This is a genomic window from Acinetobacter sp. YH12219 (assembly GCF_013417875.1).
Lineage (GTDB): Bacteria > Pseudomonadota > Gammaproteobacteria > Pseudomonadales > Moraxellaceae > Acinetobacter > Acinetobacter amyesii.
Genome location: NZ_VPDC01000015.1, coordinates 22,667 through 39,191, shown reverse-complemented (window position 1 = coordinate 39,191; position 16,525 = coordinate 22,667). Strand labels below are relative to the sequence as shown.

Here is a 16,525-nt window from a genome sequence, read left to right as displayed (position 1 = left end):
AGACTTGCGAGAGTTTCTTATCCCGCTAAAATAAAAAAAAGCACCTTACGGTGCTTTTTTTTTATTTAGATCAATTGCAAGTCATGCTCAAGATGACAGGCTTGAATAATCTTCATCATTTTTTCAGGGACTGCTTTAAACTGTAAACCTTGCGCTTTTGGCGTTTGACGTAACCAACGGACCAAAACAGCTAAAGCCAAAGTACTGCCATGCTCAAGCTCAGCAAGATTGACCACTAAGGGAAAAGCTTGCTGTTGTTGAATCAATTTCAAGCCGTCTTGATAGTACAATTCGGCATTGTTGTAATCGATTTTGCCTGAAACCATCAATTCTTGTTGATGAAGTTTAATCACACATCACCTATCTTATTTTTTCTTGTCTAATGCAGCATCAGCATCAGGTTTGAAGTTCGCAATTGCTTTATCAATGTTACCGCCATTACGTTTTACAGTGGCCGCAAACTGATTACGGAATTGTAAGCCTAGATCGATACCCGAAACGTTGATATTACGGATTTTCCATTGTGAACCTTTATCCGCCAACTGGAAAGAGACTGGAATTTTTTCACCGTTGTTATGGAAATCAATCGTTACAACAGGGTTCTTACTGTTCGATGCTTTATAAGGACGCATGCTATATGTTTGGTTACTAAACTTAGCAAAAGCTGAACCATAGTTTTCGATCAGTGTTGCACGGAAGTTACGTTCAAACTGCGCACGTTGAGCCGCTGAGCTGTATTGATTCGTTGCATAAGTACCCATCACGATACGTGTGAACGCTTGTGAATCGATATACGGGTCTAAGTTTTGACGAACAATCGTTTTCACAACCGCAGGGTTATTTTGTAGTTTTGCGTGGTCTGCTTTTAAACGTGTAATGAGGCCATCAGCCACTTTTTTTACAAATGCAGGTGGTGCTTCGCTTGGAGCAGCAAAAGCTGTACCTGCCATCATAGTTGATAAGATACTTGCTGTAAGCGTCTGTTTTAACAATGTATTCACTTAATTTCTCCTAAAAATTATTCAACAAATGCAGGTTCTTCTGCCGTTGTTGTGTCAGCAGCTTCTGTTTTTTGTTCAGCATCTGCTGTGTTGTCAGATTTGTTCCCTGCACCACCGGTCACAAATTTAGACACCAAATCTTCGATTTCCATCGTACCTTGGGTATTACCAATTTGGTCACCACGTTTTAAGAAGTTGACACCACCACCCGGTACAATTTTCAAATATTTCTCGCCCAATAAACCATTGGTTGCCACCATAATGTAAGCATCTTCATCGATATTGGTGATGGATTTCATGTTAGCAATCAGTTGCTGTTCCATTTCTTTTTGTTTCGCAGGTGTTGCTGCTTCATAGTCTGATGTGTAACGCAGCTCTTCGAGTGCATTCTTTTGCACTTCTTTTAATTGTTCTGCGTTGTAAGAGGTTAATGAGCCATCCATAATGAGATGTGCTGTCACTAAGCGCGTCACAGGATCGAGTTTCAACGACTCCACTTGACCGACTTTGACACCGCTTAAGGTGACTTTGGCACGGGGTTTAATCCCGTTTACATTTTCAAATGTCGCGGTTAATTCATAACTGTCTTCGATGTTATTGCCGACCAAACCACTCACACGCATCGCCAAGAAGAAAATAGCGATAGCAAACAGAATGACAAAAAAACCGACGGCCAGTTCACTCGTACGTGATTTCATTAAATACCTCCGAACATGACCGCAGTCAACACGAAATCTGATCCTAAAACACACAACGAAGAATACACGACAGTACGTGTGGTCGACGTTGCAATACCTTCTGAAGTTGGGACACAGGCATAACCCTGATAGACCGCAATCCATGTACAAATTAATGCAAAAACAAAACTTTTGATGATGGTGCCATTAAAGACGTCTTTAAAGAATTGCACACTGTTCTCGATGCCACTCCAATAAGAGCCTTCATCTGCACCCAGAAAATCAACACCCACCAATTTACCGCCCATGATACCGACCGCAGCGAAAATCACCGACAACATTGGCAAGCTAAAAATACCAGCCCAAAGTCGAGGCGAGATCACACGTTTTAATGGATCGACCCCGATCATTTCCATACTCGACAACTGCTCAGTGGCTTTCATCAAACCAATTTCAGCCGTTAAAGCAGAACCTGCACGACCTGCAAAGAGTAAAGCCGCAACCACAGGTGCAAGTTCACGCAGTAAAGTCAGTGCAACGGCTGTGCCGAGCATCGCTTCACTACCAAAGGTTGACAGAATGCTATACATCTGCAAACCCAGTACCGAGCCAATAAATAACCCAGATACCACAATAATTAGTAATGAAAGCACACCAACACGGTACATCTGATAAATAAACAATTTCACGCCAAGTAAAGTCGGCATGGAAAAAAGAATCTGCAGCAACATAATGGTTGCTACGCCGATTCCTCGAACACGTTCAATGACGCGTCTACCTAATGCGGCAATAGCATTCATGAACGAACCTCATGATTTAAATAGGGCTGATGACTGAATTGATAATCGACCGGACCTTCTACCGAACCTGTCAAGAACTGCTTCACAAAAGGCGAAGCATGTGCTTTTAACTGCTCAGGTGTTCCCTCGCCCTGCACTTTCCCTTCAGCTACCACATAGATGTAATCTGCAATTGATAATGTTTCAGCCACATCATGCGAAACAATAATCGTGGTTAGATCTAAAGCTTCACGTAGCGAACGAATCAAGCGAGTTAAAACCCCCATCACAATCGGGTCTTGCCCTGCAAAGGGTTCGTCATACATGATCAGCTCAGGATCGAGTGCAATTGCACGGGCCAAAGCCACACGACGATTCATACCACCTGAAAGTTCAGAGGGCATCATTTTTTCTGCGCCACGTAAACCAACAGACTCTAATTTCAACGCAACAATTTCAGCGATCAAATGCTCTGGCAACTTGGTATGCGCACGAATTGGAAAGGCTACGTTTTCATATACCGACATATCGGTAAATAATGCGCCGCTCTGAAACAGCATCCCCATACGCGCACGCGCAGCGAAGAGTTCCTGACGTGACATCTGTGCAATGTCCTGCCCATCAAGCAACACTTCTCCATTATCGGGAGTCAATTGACCACCAATTAAACGGAGTAAAGTCGTTTTACCTGTACCAGATGGACCCATAATTGCAGTGATCTGACCACGACGAATTTTTAAACTGACATTGTCATAAATGACGCGCTCTCCTCGCTTAAAACTCAGGTTTTTCACTTCGATCAGTGCCTGAGTCTGAGAAGACGTTTGATTATTCATAGCTGAGGATTTTCCTGCATTTTTTTCAGCATGCATACTATAAAGGATTGAAGTTTAAAATGTTACCATTGCATGAGCGCATATCCCTGCATTCCATCAGGTAAATTGTTTTTTATTATTAATGCGATTTTATAGAGGCTGCTTTCAACCCAATAGAAGAATTTAGTTAAAATAATTGTATATATAGTAAACGATATTACACAATAAGAGTGTCAAACCGATATAAGGCATAAGTACCTCGATCATCACTGTACGCATATTTGCCAACGCGTTTCCGTTCATATTAATTATCATTAAACACATAAAGTTTGATCAAGTATACATTTTTCTAATTAAAAAGCTAATTTAAATCCATAAAAAAAACCGGTGTTTCCACCGGTTTTTTCGATATTTCTTTCGAAATTCAATTAGTCATTGAATTTACGACGTGGACGGTCTTCACCGAAAGTGCGTTCGCCACGTGGTTTATCATCACCGAAACGTTTTGGACGGTCATCGCCGAAACGTTTTGGACGATCTTCACCAAATGAACGTTGAGGACGGTCACCGTTGAATTCACGACGTGGACGATCTTCACCAAATGAACGTTTTGGACGATCGCCATAACCTTCACGAGCTGGTTTGTAATCTACACGGTTACCACGGTTGTCATCGTTAGAACGACGGTCAAAACCACCTTCACGACGTGGACGATCGCTGTTAAATTCGCGACGTGGACGATCTTCAAAACCGCTTTCACGACGTGGACGATCGTTGTTAAATTCGCGACGTGGACGATCTTCGAAACCGCCTTCACGACGTGGACGATCGTTGTTAAATTCGCGACGTGGACGATCTTCGAAACCGCCTTCACGACGTGGACGATCGTTGTTGTATTCGCGACGTGGACGATCTTCGCCACCGAATGAACGACGTTCGCCATCACGGTTGCCTTCACGACGTTTGAAGTTTGATTCACCTTCAAAACGACGACCGCCACCGAAACCACCACGACCACCGCGACCGCCATCACGACGACCACGACCGCCATCACGGCTACCGCGTGCAGGAGGTGGAGATGGCTCAAGACCTTCAATTTCAGATACATTTAAACGTGCATCTAAGAAGTCTTCTAAAGCACGGATTTTACCGCGTTCACGGTAAGTCGCTAAAGTAATCGCGTTACCAGTACGGCCTGCACGACCTGTACGACCGATACGGTGTACATAGTCTTCGTTCTTCATTGGAAGACCGAAGTTAATTACGTGTGAAATAGTTGGTACGTCTAGACCACGTGCAGCAACGTCAGTCGCAACTAAGATTTTTGCACGACCTTCACGAATGCTACGTAAACGACGGTTACGTACAGTTTGTGGCATTGCACCGTGAAGAGCGACAACTGAGTGACCTGCTTCTGCAAGTTCTTCAGCCAACATATCTGTATCTTCTTGGGTAGATGCGAATACAACTGCTTGATCTACAGACTCATCAGATAACCAGTGAGTCAAAAGTTTTTTCTTGTGTTCGAAACCGTCAGTCCAGTGAAGTGTCTGAGTAATGTCAGTATTTGTAGAATGACCAGTTTCAATCGCAATACGCTGTGGATCATTCATCATGCGTTCTGCAAGTGTAATGATACGCGGCGCAAATGTTGCAGAGAACATTAATGTTTGTTTACGGTTAGCAGCCAAGTCGCTGATCGCTTCTAGGTCTTCAGAGAAACCTAAGTCAAGCATACGGTCAGCTTCGTCAACGATTAACGCATCAACGTTGTCTAGTTTAATTTGACGACGGTTAACCAAGTCAAGTAAACGACCTGGAGTCGCTACGACAACTTGTGCACCTTTAAGCTGTTGGATTTGTTTACCGAAAGGCATACCACCCATAATTGCAGCAATACGAACACCTTTCATGTGACGTACTAAAGCAATTGCGTCTTGGCTCACCTGTTGAGCCAATTCACGTGTAGGGCAAAGTACAAGAATAGACGGTGCAGTTACCGCTTTCATGCGCTCTTTGAAAGACATCAATGTGTCTTGACCAGCCAAAGCATTCACAGTTGGGAGTAAGAATGCAGCAGTTTTACCAGAACCAGTTTGGCTTGATACAAGAAGGTCTTTACCTTCTAATGCAGCTGGAATTGATTGTTCTTGCACTGGAGTCGGAGTAGTAAAACCTAGACCTTGTAATGCTAGTTGTAACGACTCATGTAAAGGAAAATCAGCAAAAGTTTTGCTCATAGAGTATTTCACCCCAAAAATGGGTGCTCCATTAAAAATATAAATTCAGATGGACATCGGCAAAAAGCGGCACAGCAAAAGACGCTGAAAATATAGAATCAGCGGCGATCCGAGAACGACGATGCGTATAACGCACACATGATTACAGCCGCAACCTGAAGGAATCGCTTAGCGATTGGGTGGGGCGCGAAATATCGTCCTCTCTTTGGACCGGAACGCGCATACACAATGATAGAAGAGAATGTTCAGGTAATGAACGAAATTTAGTGCGTGCGGGGATTATAGCAGAAAGTTTTTAAATGTCACCTGTTTTAGTCAACTTCAGAATATTTTTTGTAAGAAGCTTTAAGTTATAGGTGTTTAAGCCATTATTTTTGACCGATTAGACAAAAATAAAGCCCTCATAAAGAGGGCTTTATTTCATTATTCTGTCAATAAACTCGAACTAAGCGTTCTATTATTTAGCAGCTTCGCCCCAAGCTGGAACTACAGCTTGCATAAGCGGTTTAAGCATTTTCATAGAACATGCAAGTACTTGACCATTGTCCATTGAGTCGTTACCACCACGAGCATCAACCACAGTACCACCCGCTTCTTTCACAATAAGTTCGCCTGCAGCGATGTCCCAAGGTTTCAAACCAAGTTCGAAATAACCATCGAAACGACCTGCAGCAACATATGCTAGATCAAGAGCAGCAGAACCTGAACGACGGTATTGAGCACCGGCTTCAGTCACATTTAACAATGAGTTGAAATGGTTTTTCGCATAAGAAACCACTTCGCCATTACGAATTTTACGATACGCATGACCCACTGAAAGGAAAGTGTTTTCTAAGCTGTCTTTTACATTTACACGAATACGGCGTTGGTTCATCATCGCACCGCGACCACGGCTTGCAGAGAACAACTCATCTTTCACAGGGTCATAAATAACACCGTGCTGAGTTACACCTTTATGTTGAACTGCAATAGAGATACAGAAATGTGGAACACCATTGACAAAGTTTAATGTGCCATCAAGTGGGTCGATGATCCAACACCAATCAGCGTCGTGACCTTTGCCTTCTTGAAGACCAAACTCTTCGCCTAGGAAACTGTGATTTTTATAGCTTTTGCGTAGGGTATCGATAGTCAATTGTTCCAAATAACGGTCTACACGCGTTACTGGACCATCAATTCCTTTTTCTTCGACTTGTAGATCGAGTTTATGACGATTTTGATGCGCTTTTAAAAGCTCTTGACCAACTAATTGAGCCGCACGCGCAGCCATAACCACCATAGGTTCCATTGAACACCCACTACAAATTTGAAGATACTGATAAAGAATAATGCATAAAAGCCCTTATATCTTATCAAATATAAGGGCTTTTAGGGAAAAAATGTTTCTAAAAATTAGAAATTCAACAAACCACTGTTTGCTTATGTTTTAGCCAGCTCTGTGTCACTGAAGCGCCAATGCCTTCAGCATCCAGTCCAGCCTGATGCAACATTTGAGCATGTGTTGCTTGATGCATGAACTCGTCAGCCAAACCTAAATTCAGCACAGGCTTAACCACGCCTGCTTGGGCTAAATATTCATTTACTGCACTGCCCGCACCCGCCATGACTGCATGCTCTTCAACTGTCACAAACAGTTGCGTACTTGCCGCGATTTGATCAATCAACTGTGTATCTAAGGGCTTCACGAAGCGCATATTAATCACACGCACAGCCACATCTAGCTTTGTCGCTAAAGCCTGTCCTGCCTCTAGTGCCGCTTGAACACGACTACCAAATGCCAGTATAGAAATGGTGTCCTCTTGCTGATCATTGAAGTTTGCAACAATTTCACCACGGCCAATTTCAAGCTCAGTCATCTCTTGCTGAATCTCAACACCCAGCCCATTACCACGTGGGTAACGTACTGCAGCTGGACCTTTATACAAATAAGCCGTATGCAACATTTGACGACATTCATTTTCGTCTTTCGGCGCCATGATCACCATGTTTGGCACGGTACGCATAAAGGCATAATCATATGCACCGGCATGCGTTGGGCCATCTTCACCAACCAAACCTGCACGGTCGATACCAAATGTCACATCAAGATTTTGCAAAGCAACGTCATGAATCAGCTGGTCATAACCACGTTGTAAGAAGGTTGAATAGATTGCAACAACCGGTTTTACCCCTTCACAGGCCATACCCGCAGCCAAAGTCACCGCATGTTGTTCTGCAATGGCAACATCAAAGAAACGCTCAGGGAACTGCTTGGCAAATTGCACCATGCCTGAACCTTCACACATCGCTGGGGTAATCGCCAATAAACGATCATCCTGTGCAGCTTCATCACATAACCACTGACCAAAAACATCTGAATATTTCGGTGCAGTTGCCACTGCAACGGGTGCATTCACTTTACTGATGGCATGGTATTTGATTTGATCTGCTTCGGCAGGTGCAAAGCCTTTACCTTTTTTGGTATAGACATGCACTAAACGTGGGCCTGTGCGTTTTTTTAAGGCTTCAAACACATGTGTTAATTGTTCAACATCGTGCCCATCAAAAGGACCAAAGTAGTCAAAGCCAATGGCTTTAAATAAGTTATCTGCAGCATCGGTCGCAGCACAATGTAGGCGTGAGTTATACGCCCATTCAGGATGCGGTTGAATATAGGCTTCGCCATTTTCAGAAATATTAACCGATTGACCACTTTCCCAAATCGCAGCCAAATGTTTGGCAAAACCACCGGTACTGCATGAGATCGACATATCATTGTCGTTCAATACCACCATGAGGTCAGCATTGTGTGCCACCGCATCGTTCATGGCTTCAAAAGCCATGCCCGCTGTCATCGCGCCATCACCCACGATTGCAACCACATGACAGGGATCTTGCTTGAAGCGACGTGCCAATGACATCCCAAGACCAGCAGAAATCGCTGTTGATGAATGGCCTACACCAAAGGTGTCAAATTCAGATTCTTCACGGGCAGGAAACGCAGCCAAACCATCTTTGGCACGAATCGTCACTAATTGTTCACGACGACCGGTTAAGGCTTTATGCGGATAAGCTTGATGACCCACATCCCAAATCAAACGATCACGTGGCGTTTCAAAACAATAATGTAATGCCACGGTTAATTCGATCACCCCAAGATTGGCACCAAAATGCCCACCACTTTGTCCGGCCGCATACAAAATAAATTGACGTAACTCATCCGCCACTTGCTCTAATTGGCTGCGCTCGAGTAAACGAAGTTGTTGAGGATGGTTAATCGTATCCAGCAACGGTGTTACAGGGCGTTGAGATGGTATTTCTTTATACAGCATAATGTGGCAAAGCCTTCTAAAGCCTGGCAAATTCCTAAGCTCGGTCTAAATGGGTAACTCGATCATATCGTCGAATTGTATCACCTTACAATCAGCCAAACTTGTAGCGATGTAATTTTTAGCAATGATCTCGTTGGGGAGATTTTGAATGAGTCAGATTATCCTGAATAATCTTCCTATTTATCAACTATTATCGTTCGCTTTATACAAAAAAGAAAATGTTCTGCATAAATTCGTCGTTGCAATTCTACCAATGTCCAAGCATTACGCTATACTTTAGCCAATTTATAATCGAATAAACGGGTTAAGCAGTGCCTATAGAATTTGTCGCAACGTCAAGATTACCGACCGCTTTTGGTGAATTCAATATTACGGTTTTTCAGGATCCTGAAACCGGTGAAGAACATGTCGCACTCTCTAAAGGACTAGAACAAGCTCCCACTGAACCTGTGTTAGTACGTATCCACTCCGAATGCCTGACTGGTGATGCCTTCGCTTCACTCAAATGTGACTGTGGCCCACAACTTCAAGCCACCCAAAAATTAATTAATGAAGCGGGTCAAGGGGTGATTTTATATTTACGCCAAGAAGGTCGCGGTATTGGTTTAACCAATAAAATCCGTGCCTATGCCCTACAAGACCAAGGCCATGACACAGTGGATGCCAATTTATTATTGGATCTTCCTGCCGATGCACGTCGTTATGATATGTGTCCTATCATGTTGAATCATCTCAATATTACGGCTGTGCGTCTCATTACCAATAACCCGTTAAAAATTAAAGCGCTCCAAGAACAAGGGGTGAATGTCGTCGATCGCGTTCCGCTGACTGTGGGTTTAAATCCATTTAACGAACAATATTTAAAAACCAAACATGATCGTATGTCGCATATGTATCAAAAGGATGATTTTTAAAAATCCTTTAAATTCTCCATCTATAAATCCCTCCAAACCTCCCTTTACAAAAGGGAGGCTTTCCCCTCTTTAAATAAAGAGGGGTTAGGGGAAATTCAAATCGTCATCGAAAAAATACGATTTTCCGGCACACGGCGTTTTAACCTTAAGTCAAAAGCCATGCAGATATTACGTACAAAAGGCTTGCCTGCATCACTCACCTGAATGTACTGATCAAAAATTTCGAGCAAGCCATCTTCTTGCATTTCAGCCAATTGCGCTAATACTTCATCAAGCTCAGGAAATTGCATTTCTGGACCTGCCCAAGAGGTTTGGAAACTACACATCAAATTGAGAATATGCTTACGGATGATTAAGTCCTCATTTGTCAGCACATGCCCCCGATAGACTGGAATTTCATTCGCTTCTAAACGTGCATAATAGTCTTCAATTTTCTTTTCATTTTGCGCAAAGCTGTACCAACTATCACTGATCGAGGATAAGCCGAGTCCAATCATTACTTGGGTTTTCGATGCGGTATAGCCCATAAAATTACGGTGCAAACTGCCCTGCTGAAAAGCTTGATACATCGGATCTTGGGTTAATGCAAAATGATCCATCCCAATTTCATGATAGCCCTGCGCTAGTAGCTGTTTTTTACCTTCCTCATAGCATTGACGCTTTAAATCATCTTTCGGGACATCAGCATCTTTAAAACCACGCTGACCATTGCCCTTAATCCACGGCACATGTGCATAGCTATAAAAGGCTAAACGATCTGGCATCAAACGATTGGTCTGTTCAATGGTATGCAACACGTCGTTTAAATCCTGAAATGGCAAACCAAAAACCAAGTCATGCGAAATAGAGGTATAGCCAATATCACGTGCCCACTGTGTCACTTGTTCAACATGTGCAAAGGGCTGAATACGGTGGATGGCTTTTTGCACCTTCTCATTATAATCCTGCACTCCATAACTTACGCGTCGAAAACCAACATCATACAAAGCTTGTAAATGCTCACGTGTGGTATTGTTCGGATGCCCTTCAAAGCTAAATTCATGTGTATCGGCAATATCAGCATGCACTAGAATGCCTTGAATCAACCGGGTGAGATGCTCAGGAGAAAAGAAAGTAGGCGTTCCCCCGCCCAAATGAATTTCTTTAATCATCGGTCGATCGACCAAGAGCTGACAATATAAGTCCCATTCTTTCAGCACCGCCTGAATATAAGGCAGCTCCATCTCATGTTTTTTTGTGACTTTTTTATGGCAACCACAAAACGTACATAAGCTTTCACAAAATGGCAGATGAATGTACAGACTGATGCCTTCGCTGTGATTGGTCTCATCAAATGAACGCTTTAATCCCTGTTTCCACTGTTGTAATGAAAACTCAGCTTCCTCCCAATACGGTACGGTTGGATAACTGGTATAGCGTGGACCCGGTACATTATATTTTTGAATTAAAGAACTCGCTTGCTGAGACATCGATGCACCATTTCAATCAATGAGATTCAATTTAAATCTACTTAATGATTATTGTGCTGGGCTTCAGAAGTGAATTCAACCTAGCAAATTTGTCGGAATAGTCCCAATTTCAGTCTGAGCAATTGCTGCTAACTTTGCATGATCTTTTGGTTTAATCACTAGATTTCCAGATTTAAAGCATAGATCCGATGCTGAGTATCGGGAAAAATGCCTTAAGTTTTTACCTAATTTATGCTTTGATGACACTTATCTTTAAATTATTTTAATAAAGGTCACCATGCAGAATCCAACTTCAGCCGATATTCAACGTGTAGATGAATTCCTTCGCGATTTACAGGCACGGATTTGTGCCGCATTGGAACAGCAAGAACGTGCTGGTGGCGGAAGTGCCGAATTTGCGATCGATGACTGGGAACGCCCTGAAGGTGGTGGTGGTCGCTCACGTGTTCTTCAAAATGGAACTGTGATTGAAAAAGGCGGCGTGATGTTCTCGCACATCAACATTTCAAAATTACCGGCCTCTGCGACTGAACGCCATCCCGCTATTGCAGGTGCTAAAGCGCAAGCCATGGGCGTGTCATTGGTAATTCACCCGAAAAACCCCAACGTCCCGACCTCCCATGCCAATGTGCGTTTATTTGTCGCGGAAAAAGAAGGCCAAGATCCGATTTGGTGGTTTGGCGGTGGTTTTGACCTCACTCCATTTTATCCAAATGATGAAGATGTCTTATCTTGGCATCAAACTGCCCATGATCTTTGTGCCCCATTTAGCGATACACTCTATGATGAACATAAGAAATGGTGTGATGACTATTTCTATCTAAAACACCGTGATGAACAACGTGGTGTGGGTGGCTTATTCTTTGATGATCTCAACCAATGGGACTTTGAAACCTGTTTCAAATATATGCAGGCCGTGGGTAATGGTTATTTAGAGGCGATTTTACCGATCTTCCAAAGAAACCAAGACAAAGCCTATACCGAAGCACAACGAGACTTCCAACTATACCGTCGTGGTCGTTACGTTGAATATAACCTGGTCTATGACCGTGGTACCTTATTTGGCTTACAAACTGGTGGACGTATTGAGTCGATTTTAGTGAGTATGCCACCCTTGGCAGGCTGGTCGTATCGTCCTGAATGGGAAGAACATTCTGCCGAGAAAAGGCTCACCGACTTTTATTTAAAACCGCAAGATTGGCTGAATACGCTGAAATAAAACCGATAAACATGTATTTGCCCCTGTCCGTCAGGGGCTTTTTATTGCCTGAGGATTAGAGTATTCATTTGTATGTAATATCTTGATGCATAAATAAATTTTTTAAGCATTTACTTTGTAATCAGATTGCTCAACAATGACACATCTTTTAAACAGCTTTAAGCTATGTCATTGCACAATGTGTCAATAAACTCATGGCTGTAATTTTCTTGTACGGAGTACAACGCACATGACACATCAAACACTCAATAAAAAAGCAGTCAGTCTTACTGCATTGGTGTTTTGGAGCTTTGCTGTTGTGCTGATTAGCGCTATCAGTACCAATATTTTTTCCGAAACGTCTTTGAATGATAATTTGGCTATTGGCTTCATGGTGGTTGCCTTGATTGGTTTAGTCATCAGTGCGGCGAGCATCTTGATTCAAAGCGTCCTAGATATTTGTAATCCTTAATTTTCCGCCTTTATTTCACGATTTTAAGACTGCCCGAACTTTAGCCATCCTCGGTTTTGGCGTATATTGTCTGCTCTTTCACATCTACATGGACGCTGTGCAATGAGCAAACAATTTGCCGTGATTGGCAACCCGATTGAACAATCACGCTCACCTGAACTTCATCATGCCTTCGCTGAAAAAACAGGCCTCGACATTCAGTACAGCAAACGACTTGCGCCACTCGATGGTTTTCAGCACAGTGTCGAATCCTTCTTTGCCGAAGGTGGCATCGGTATGAATGTCACTGTTCCGTTTAAAGAACAAGCCTATGCACAATGTGCCGTCCTTACTGAACGTGCCAAAATTGCAGGTGCGGTCAATACACTATGGATGCAAGATGGCACACTCCATGGCGATAATACCGATGGACAAGGCCTAGTCGATGCCATCCGTGCCTTAGATTGGAATTTAGAACAGACCGATATATTGATCATTGGTGCAGGCGGTGCGACACGTGGCGTGATTTACCCACTGGTACAAGCTGGGGCCAAAAAAATCGTCATTGCCAATCGTACTTTAGCGCGTGCTGAACAATTGGTCGCTGACTTAAAAACTGCTGTCCCCAATGCAGAACTTGCAGCCATTGCCCTCACCGACTTAGCAGGTCAATTTGATCTGGTGATTAATGCCACATCGGCCAGCTTAACGGGTGATGCACTGATTTTGCCTGAAGCTTTACAATTCACGCACGCCTATGAAATGGCCTATGGCAAACCGTCGACGTTTTTGGATCAAGCCAAAGCACGCCATGTTCCGACCTCAGAAGGTTTTGGCATGTTGGTTGGTCAAGCGATTGAATCTTTTTCCATTTGGAATGGCATTAAACCTGATCTAAAAGACTTTCTATAATTCAAAATGATTTGCTCAATTCACTTTCTGAGCAGTCGAAACACCTAAAAAAAGAACCTCAATTGAGGTTCTTTTTTTGATCCAACTTAGTTCTTGTGTTTTTGTATCACCTTATAGGTCTCATAATAAGCCGATTGGCTGAACAACTCTTCGTGTTCTGCTGCTAGGCCTTGCAATGACGCTTCTGATAATTTTCCTTTGATATCATCAGCAAAGGCTTGCGCATAGATTTTTGATGCTTTCACCAAATGCGCTTTTTCAGTTCCTTCCAGTTCATAACTGGCTAAAAAGTTTTGTTGATATAAATGTGCAAATATCGCCTGATCAGTCTTATAAGTTTTTTGCAATTGTTTCCACTCAACCTGAGCTTTGTACTCACCAATCCCCGACTGCACATAATGATTGACTGAAGAACCTAAGTTATCAAAGTCTTGATAGCGATGCAAAGCATGCTTATCACGTAATTGATTTAAACGTTTCAGCGCATTGCCTGTTGGCTCTTTTAAGCCATCAACAAATCGATATGCATAAACTTCTGCAATTTCATTCAAATCATTGGCTGAGTAATAACGCACATACTGAGCGCGATAATTAGCAAATGCCACGACAAATGCCGCTTGATAGGCTTTCACTTCAGATTGATGACGTTTATAACTTTGCAAAGCCACAGTACTTAGATATTCAGGAAGTTCGATTTCTTCATTTGCAGCACGGACATCATCAACCGATGCAGTTTCTGCTTCAGCAAGCAGAGGATCATTTCCCGTGATTGGTGCAAGCAGACCTTTCAACATATTTTCAAAGAGTGAATCTTTACTGACTTCCTCAATGGATTTTGCCTGTTTCATGGCTTGACGATCAATTTTAGTCGCATTGCCATAATTCAAGATTTGGTTGCTACTTTTCAGCTTTAATTGACCTAAACGTGGCTCATTAAAGGCCAATTGATAGTCCATTACTTGGACGCGGCCTTTGTGATCTAAGCCTACATCCATCACAACATTCGAAGATGATTTATCCTGTGCATTCAGCACCTGCGCAATTTCAGCTTGATGCTTTTGCCATAATTGCTGAAATTGTTTTACATCGATAAGTTGTTCACTTTGATATTGCTGGAATACTGGCTTTAACTGCTCAACAGCATCCGAAATCTCAGAATCTGTGTTGGATGCGTCCGCATCAGAGGCCGATGGTACAGAATCTGTTTGCAGCGGTATCACCCGAACATCTTGATAATCCTGACACAGCGTGACTTTACCAATCGGCACCTGTTTGGTGTTCATCAAGGCCTGACAGACTTCCTCAGATAAGTTCGCTGTTTCATCATCTTCTTCGGAAGCCGCATAAACTTCGGTTACTTCAGTATCCGAACTATAGGCTTCTTCGTCATCACCCGCGGTTGCCTCCGCATATGCACTTGCAGTATCAATCGCCTCTTCAGCAGATTCAGCGGCAGAAGACGTTTGTTCGTCTTCCGTTTCGTGTTGGTGATACATCAGGCCATGCATTTTCGCATTGAGCAGCTCATTCACACGTTCTACAGATGCATAAGCCGCATCATAGTCTTCATCCTCAGCTGCTGCCGCTACTGCAGTCCCTCCCGCCGCTTCAGCCGCAGCCATCGCCTCTTCGGAAGCACTGAGATGCGCAGCAGCGTCCACAGATTCATCTTGCTCAGCGTCACTATTGCGCTGACCTTTGATTTGCGTGGTGTAATAGTTGGCGTTCACAAAATCAAAAAGTTCAAGCTGGGTGTAAAGCGCATCGAGATCACCCACATAGCGGATTTTTTTAGTCAGCCCTGCATTTTTTTCATCACGTGTTAAAGCAATATTTTGCACTTGATTCGGCTCTGCCAAGACATAGGGCAAAGCATTCATCTGTTTTAAATAGTCAGCAAATTTTTTCAAATCGTACTGAGCAATCGTCTCTTTATGTTTTGAAAAATCCACATAAGCCAAGCTGCTTTGGCTTTCGCGATTCACCATAAACGGCATGAACGCAAAGTAGTTGGTATAAAATTTATGTTGATTAAAATCAATGATCATCGGCAACTGTGCATTCACCTGCAAGGTCGGTTTTTGATAACTCAATTGCAAGGTTAAGGCAGCAAGTTTTTCTCTAAAATGTACTGAACCGCTATAGCTAAACTGTAAATCATTCAACACATTCAGTAGTGATTGTGCAATTTTGGATTGCGGAGAAACGCCATCATCTTCATCGCTATAGCGCGCTGATGGTGGGATCGATTCATTGGCAATCGCTTGATAGAGCTGTTTCTTTTCTTTTTGGCTAAATGGAATATTTTGGGTTTTAATCAACTGATCCAGTTGTTTTGTAAGTTTAGGATCCAGCTCTGGCTGTGTGCTTATCGCAGGTTTTGACTTGGTTTCAGGCTTTTTTTCATCGAACTGAATATCGGTCTGAATTGAAAATTGCCCTTTCATGTCATAACTGGCATTTTCAAACATTGCGTTTAAGCCTTGAGTGGCTTGTTGCCCGAGAGACTGCTCCGTTGAATTGGTTTTTATGACATGTTGAGCACACCCAGTAATGCTCAAACCCAGTAAACAAAGTGTTATATATTTTAATCGCATAATTGTACGAAAGACCTAAGTTCTTTATGATTTATTAAAAGAAAAAAATGATCAAAAGATCAACATTAAGTCTATCAGAAGTTTATTTTTCACATGTTGGTTAAATATTACAATTCGCCTTTCTGACATTTTTTAAGGGCGTATTCATCAATGTTTTTTTG

The 16,525-nt window shown here is 42.7% G+C and carries 14 protein-coding genes; 4 read left to right on the top strand and 10 right to left on the bottom strand.

The window, feature by feature from the left end:
- Positions 1–65 precede the first annotated feature (65 nt).
- The 8 genes from FTV04_RS11050 to dxs form a co-directional block, all read right to left on the bottom strand.
- Positions 66–326 (bottom strand): lipid asymmetry maintenance protein MlaB, encoded by a 261-nt coding sequence (locus tag FTV04_RS11050; RefSeq protein ID WP_218945760.1) that lies wholly within the window; start codon positions 324–326, stop codon positions 66–68.
- 39 nt (positions 327–365) lie between these two features.
- Positions 366–1,001: an ABC transporter substrate-binding protein gene (locus FTV04_RS11045; RefSeq protein ID WP_180089554.1), complete on the bottom strand. Its 636-nt coding sequence runs from the start codon at positions 999–1,001 to the stop codon at positions 366–368.
- Between the two features lie 17 nt (positions 1,002–1,018).
- Entirely contained in the window at positions 1,019–1,699 is a 681-nt protein-coding gene (locus tag FTV04_RS11040) for an outer membrane lipid asymmetry maintenance protein MlaD (RefSeq protein WP_180024337.1), read from the bottom strand.
- Positions 1,699–2,478, bottom strand: a complete 780-nt coding sequence (gene mlaE / locus FTV04_RS11035; protein ID WP_078189301.1) for a lipid asymmetry maintenance ABC transporter permease subunit MlaE — start codon at positions 2,476–2,478, stop codon at positions 1,699–1,701. The genes FTV04_RS11040 and mlaE overlap by 1 nt, the downstream gene beginning before the upstream one ends.
- Positions 2,475–3,293 carry an ABC transporter ATP-binding protein gene (locus tag FTV04_RS11030; protein WP_218947263.1) on the bottom strand — a complete coding sequence of 273 codons (819 nt, stop codon included), beginning with the start codon at positions 3,291–3,293 and terminating at the stop codon, positions 2,475–2,477. The genes mlaE and FTV04_RS11030 overlap by 4 nt, the downstream gene beginning before the upstream one ends.
- Positions 3,294–3,700: 407 nt before the next feature.
- Positions 3,701–5,512: a DEAD/DEAH box helicase gene (locus tag FTV04_RS11025; protein WP_180021587.1), complete on the bottom strand. Its 1,812-nt coding sequence runs from the start codon at positions 5,510–5,512 to the stop codon at positions 3,701–3,703.
- Positions 5,513–5,969: 457 nt separating this feature from the next.
- On the bottom strand, positions 5,970–6,800 hold the full coding sequence (locus tag FTV04_RS11020; RefSeq protein ID WP_078189303.1) for an inositol monophosphatase family protein: 831 nt from the start codon (positions 6,798–6,800) through the stop codon (positions 5,970–5,972).
- Positions 6,801–6,912: 112 nt separating this feature from the next.
- On the bottom strand, positions 6,913–8,823 hold the full coding sequence (gene dxs / locus FTV04_RS11015) for a 1-deoxy-D-xylulose-5-phosphate synthase (RefSeq protein ID WP_180089552.1): 1,911 nt from the start codon (positions 8,821–8,823) through the stop codon (positions 6,913–6,915).
- A 311-nt stretch (positions 8,824–9,134) separates the two neighbouring features.
- Between dxs and ribA the strand changes: the two genes are divergently transcribed.
- Positions 9,135–9,737, top strand: a complete 603-nt coding sequence (gene ribA / locus FTV04_RS11010; RefSeq protein ID WP_180008468.1) for a GTP cyclohydrolase II — start codon at positions 9,135–9,137, stop codon at positions 9,735–9,737.
- Between the two features lie 95 nt (positions 9,738–9,832).
- Here ribA and hemN read toward each other — a convergent pair whose 3' ends face one another.
- Positions 9,833–11,206, bottom strand: coding sequence for an oxygen-independent coproporphyrinogen III oxidase (gene hemN, locus FTV04_RS11005; RefSeq protein ID WP_180089550.1), 1,374 nt, complete (start codon positions 11,204–11,206; stop codon positions 9,833–9,835).
- Positions 11,207–11,483: 277 nt separating this feature from the next.
- Here hemN and hemF point away from each other — a divergent pair, with 277 nt between their 5' ends.
- The 3 genes from hemF to aroE all read left to right on the top strand — a co-directional run bounded on the left by hemF (position 11,484) and on the right by aroE (position 13,767).
- Positions 11,484–12,425, top strand: coding sequence for an oxygen-dependent coproporphyrinogen oxidase (gene hemF, locus FTV04_RS11000; RefSeq protein WP_078189307.1), 942 nt, complete (start codon positions 11,484–11,486; stop codon positions 12,423–12,425).
- 229 nt (positions 12,426–12,654) lie between these two features.
- Complete coding sequence (locus tag FTV04_RS10995) at positions 12,655–12,876, top strand: hypothetical protein (RefSeq protein ID WP_078189308.1); 222 nt, start codon at positions 12,655–12,657, stop codon at positions 12,874–12,876.
- A 102-nt stretch (positions 12,877–12,978) separates the two neighbouring features.
- On the top strand, positions 12,979–13,767 hold the full coding sequence (aroE, locus tag FTV04_RS10990; RefSeq protein ID WP_168379097.1) for a shikimate dehydrogenase: 789 nt from the start codon (positions 12,979–12,981) through the stop codon (positions 13,765–13,767).
- A gap of 86 nt (positions 13,768–13,853) precedes the next feature.
- Here aroE and FTV04_RS10985 read toward each other — a convergent pair whose 3' ends face one another.
- On the bottom strand, positions 13,854–16,328 hold the full coding sequence (locus FTV04_RS10985) for a hypothetical protein (RefSeq protein ID WP_257221034.1): 2,475 nt from the start codon (positions 16,326–16,328) through the stop codon (positions 13,854–13,856).
- Between the last annotated feature and the right edge of the window lie 197 nt (positions 16,329–16,525).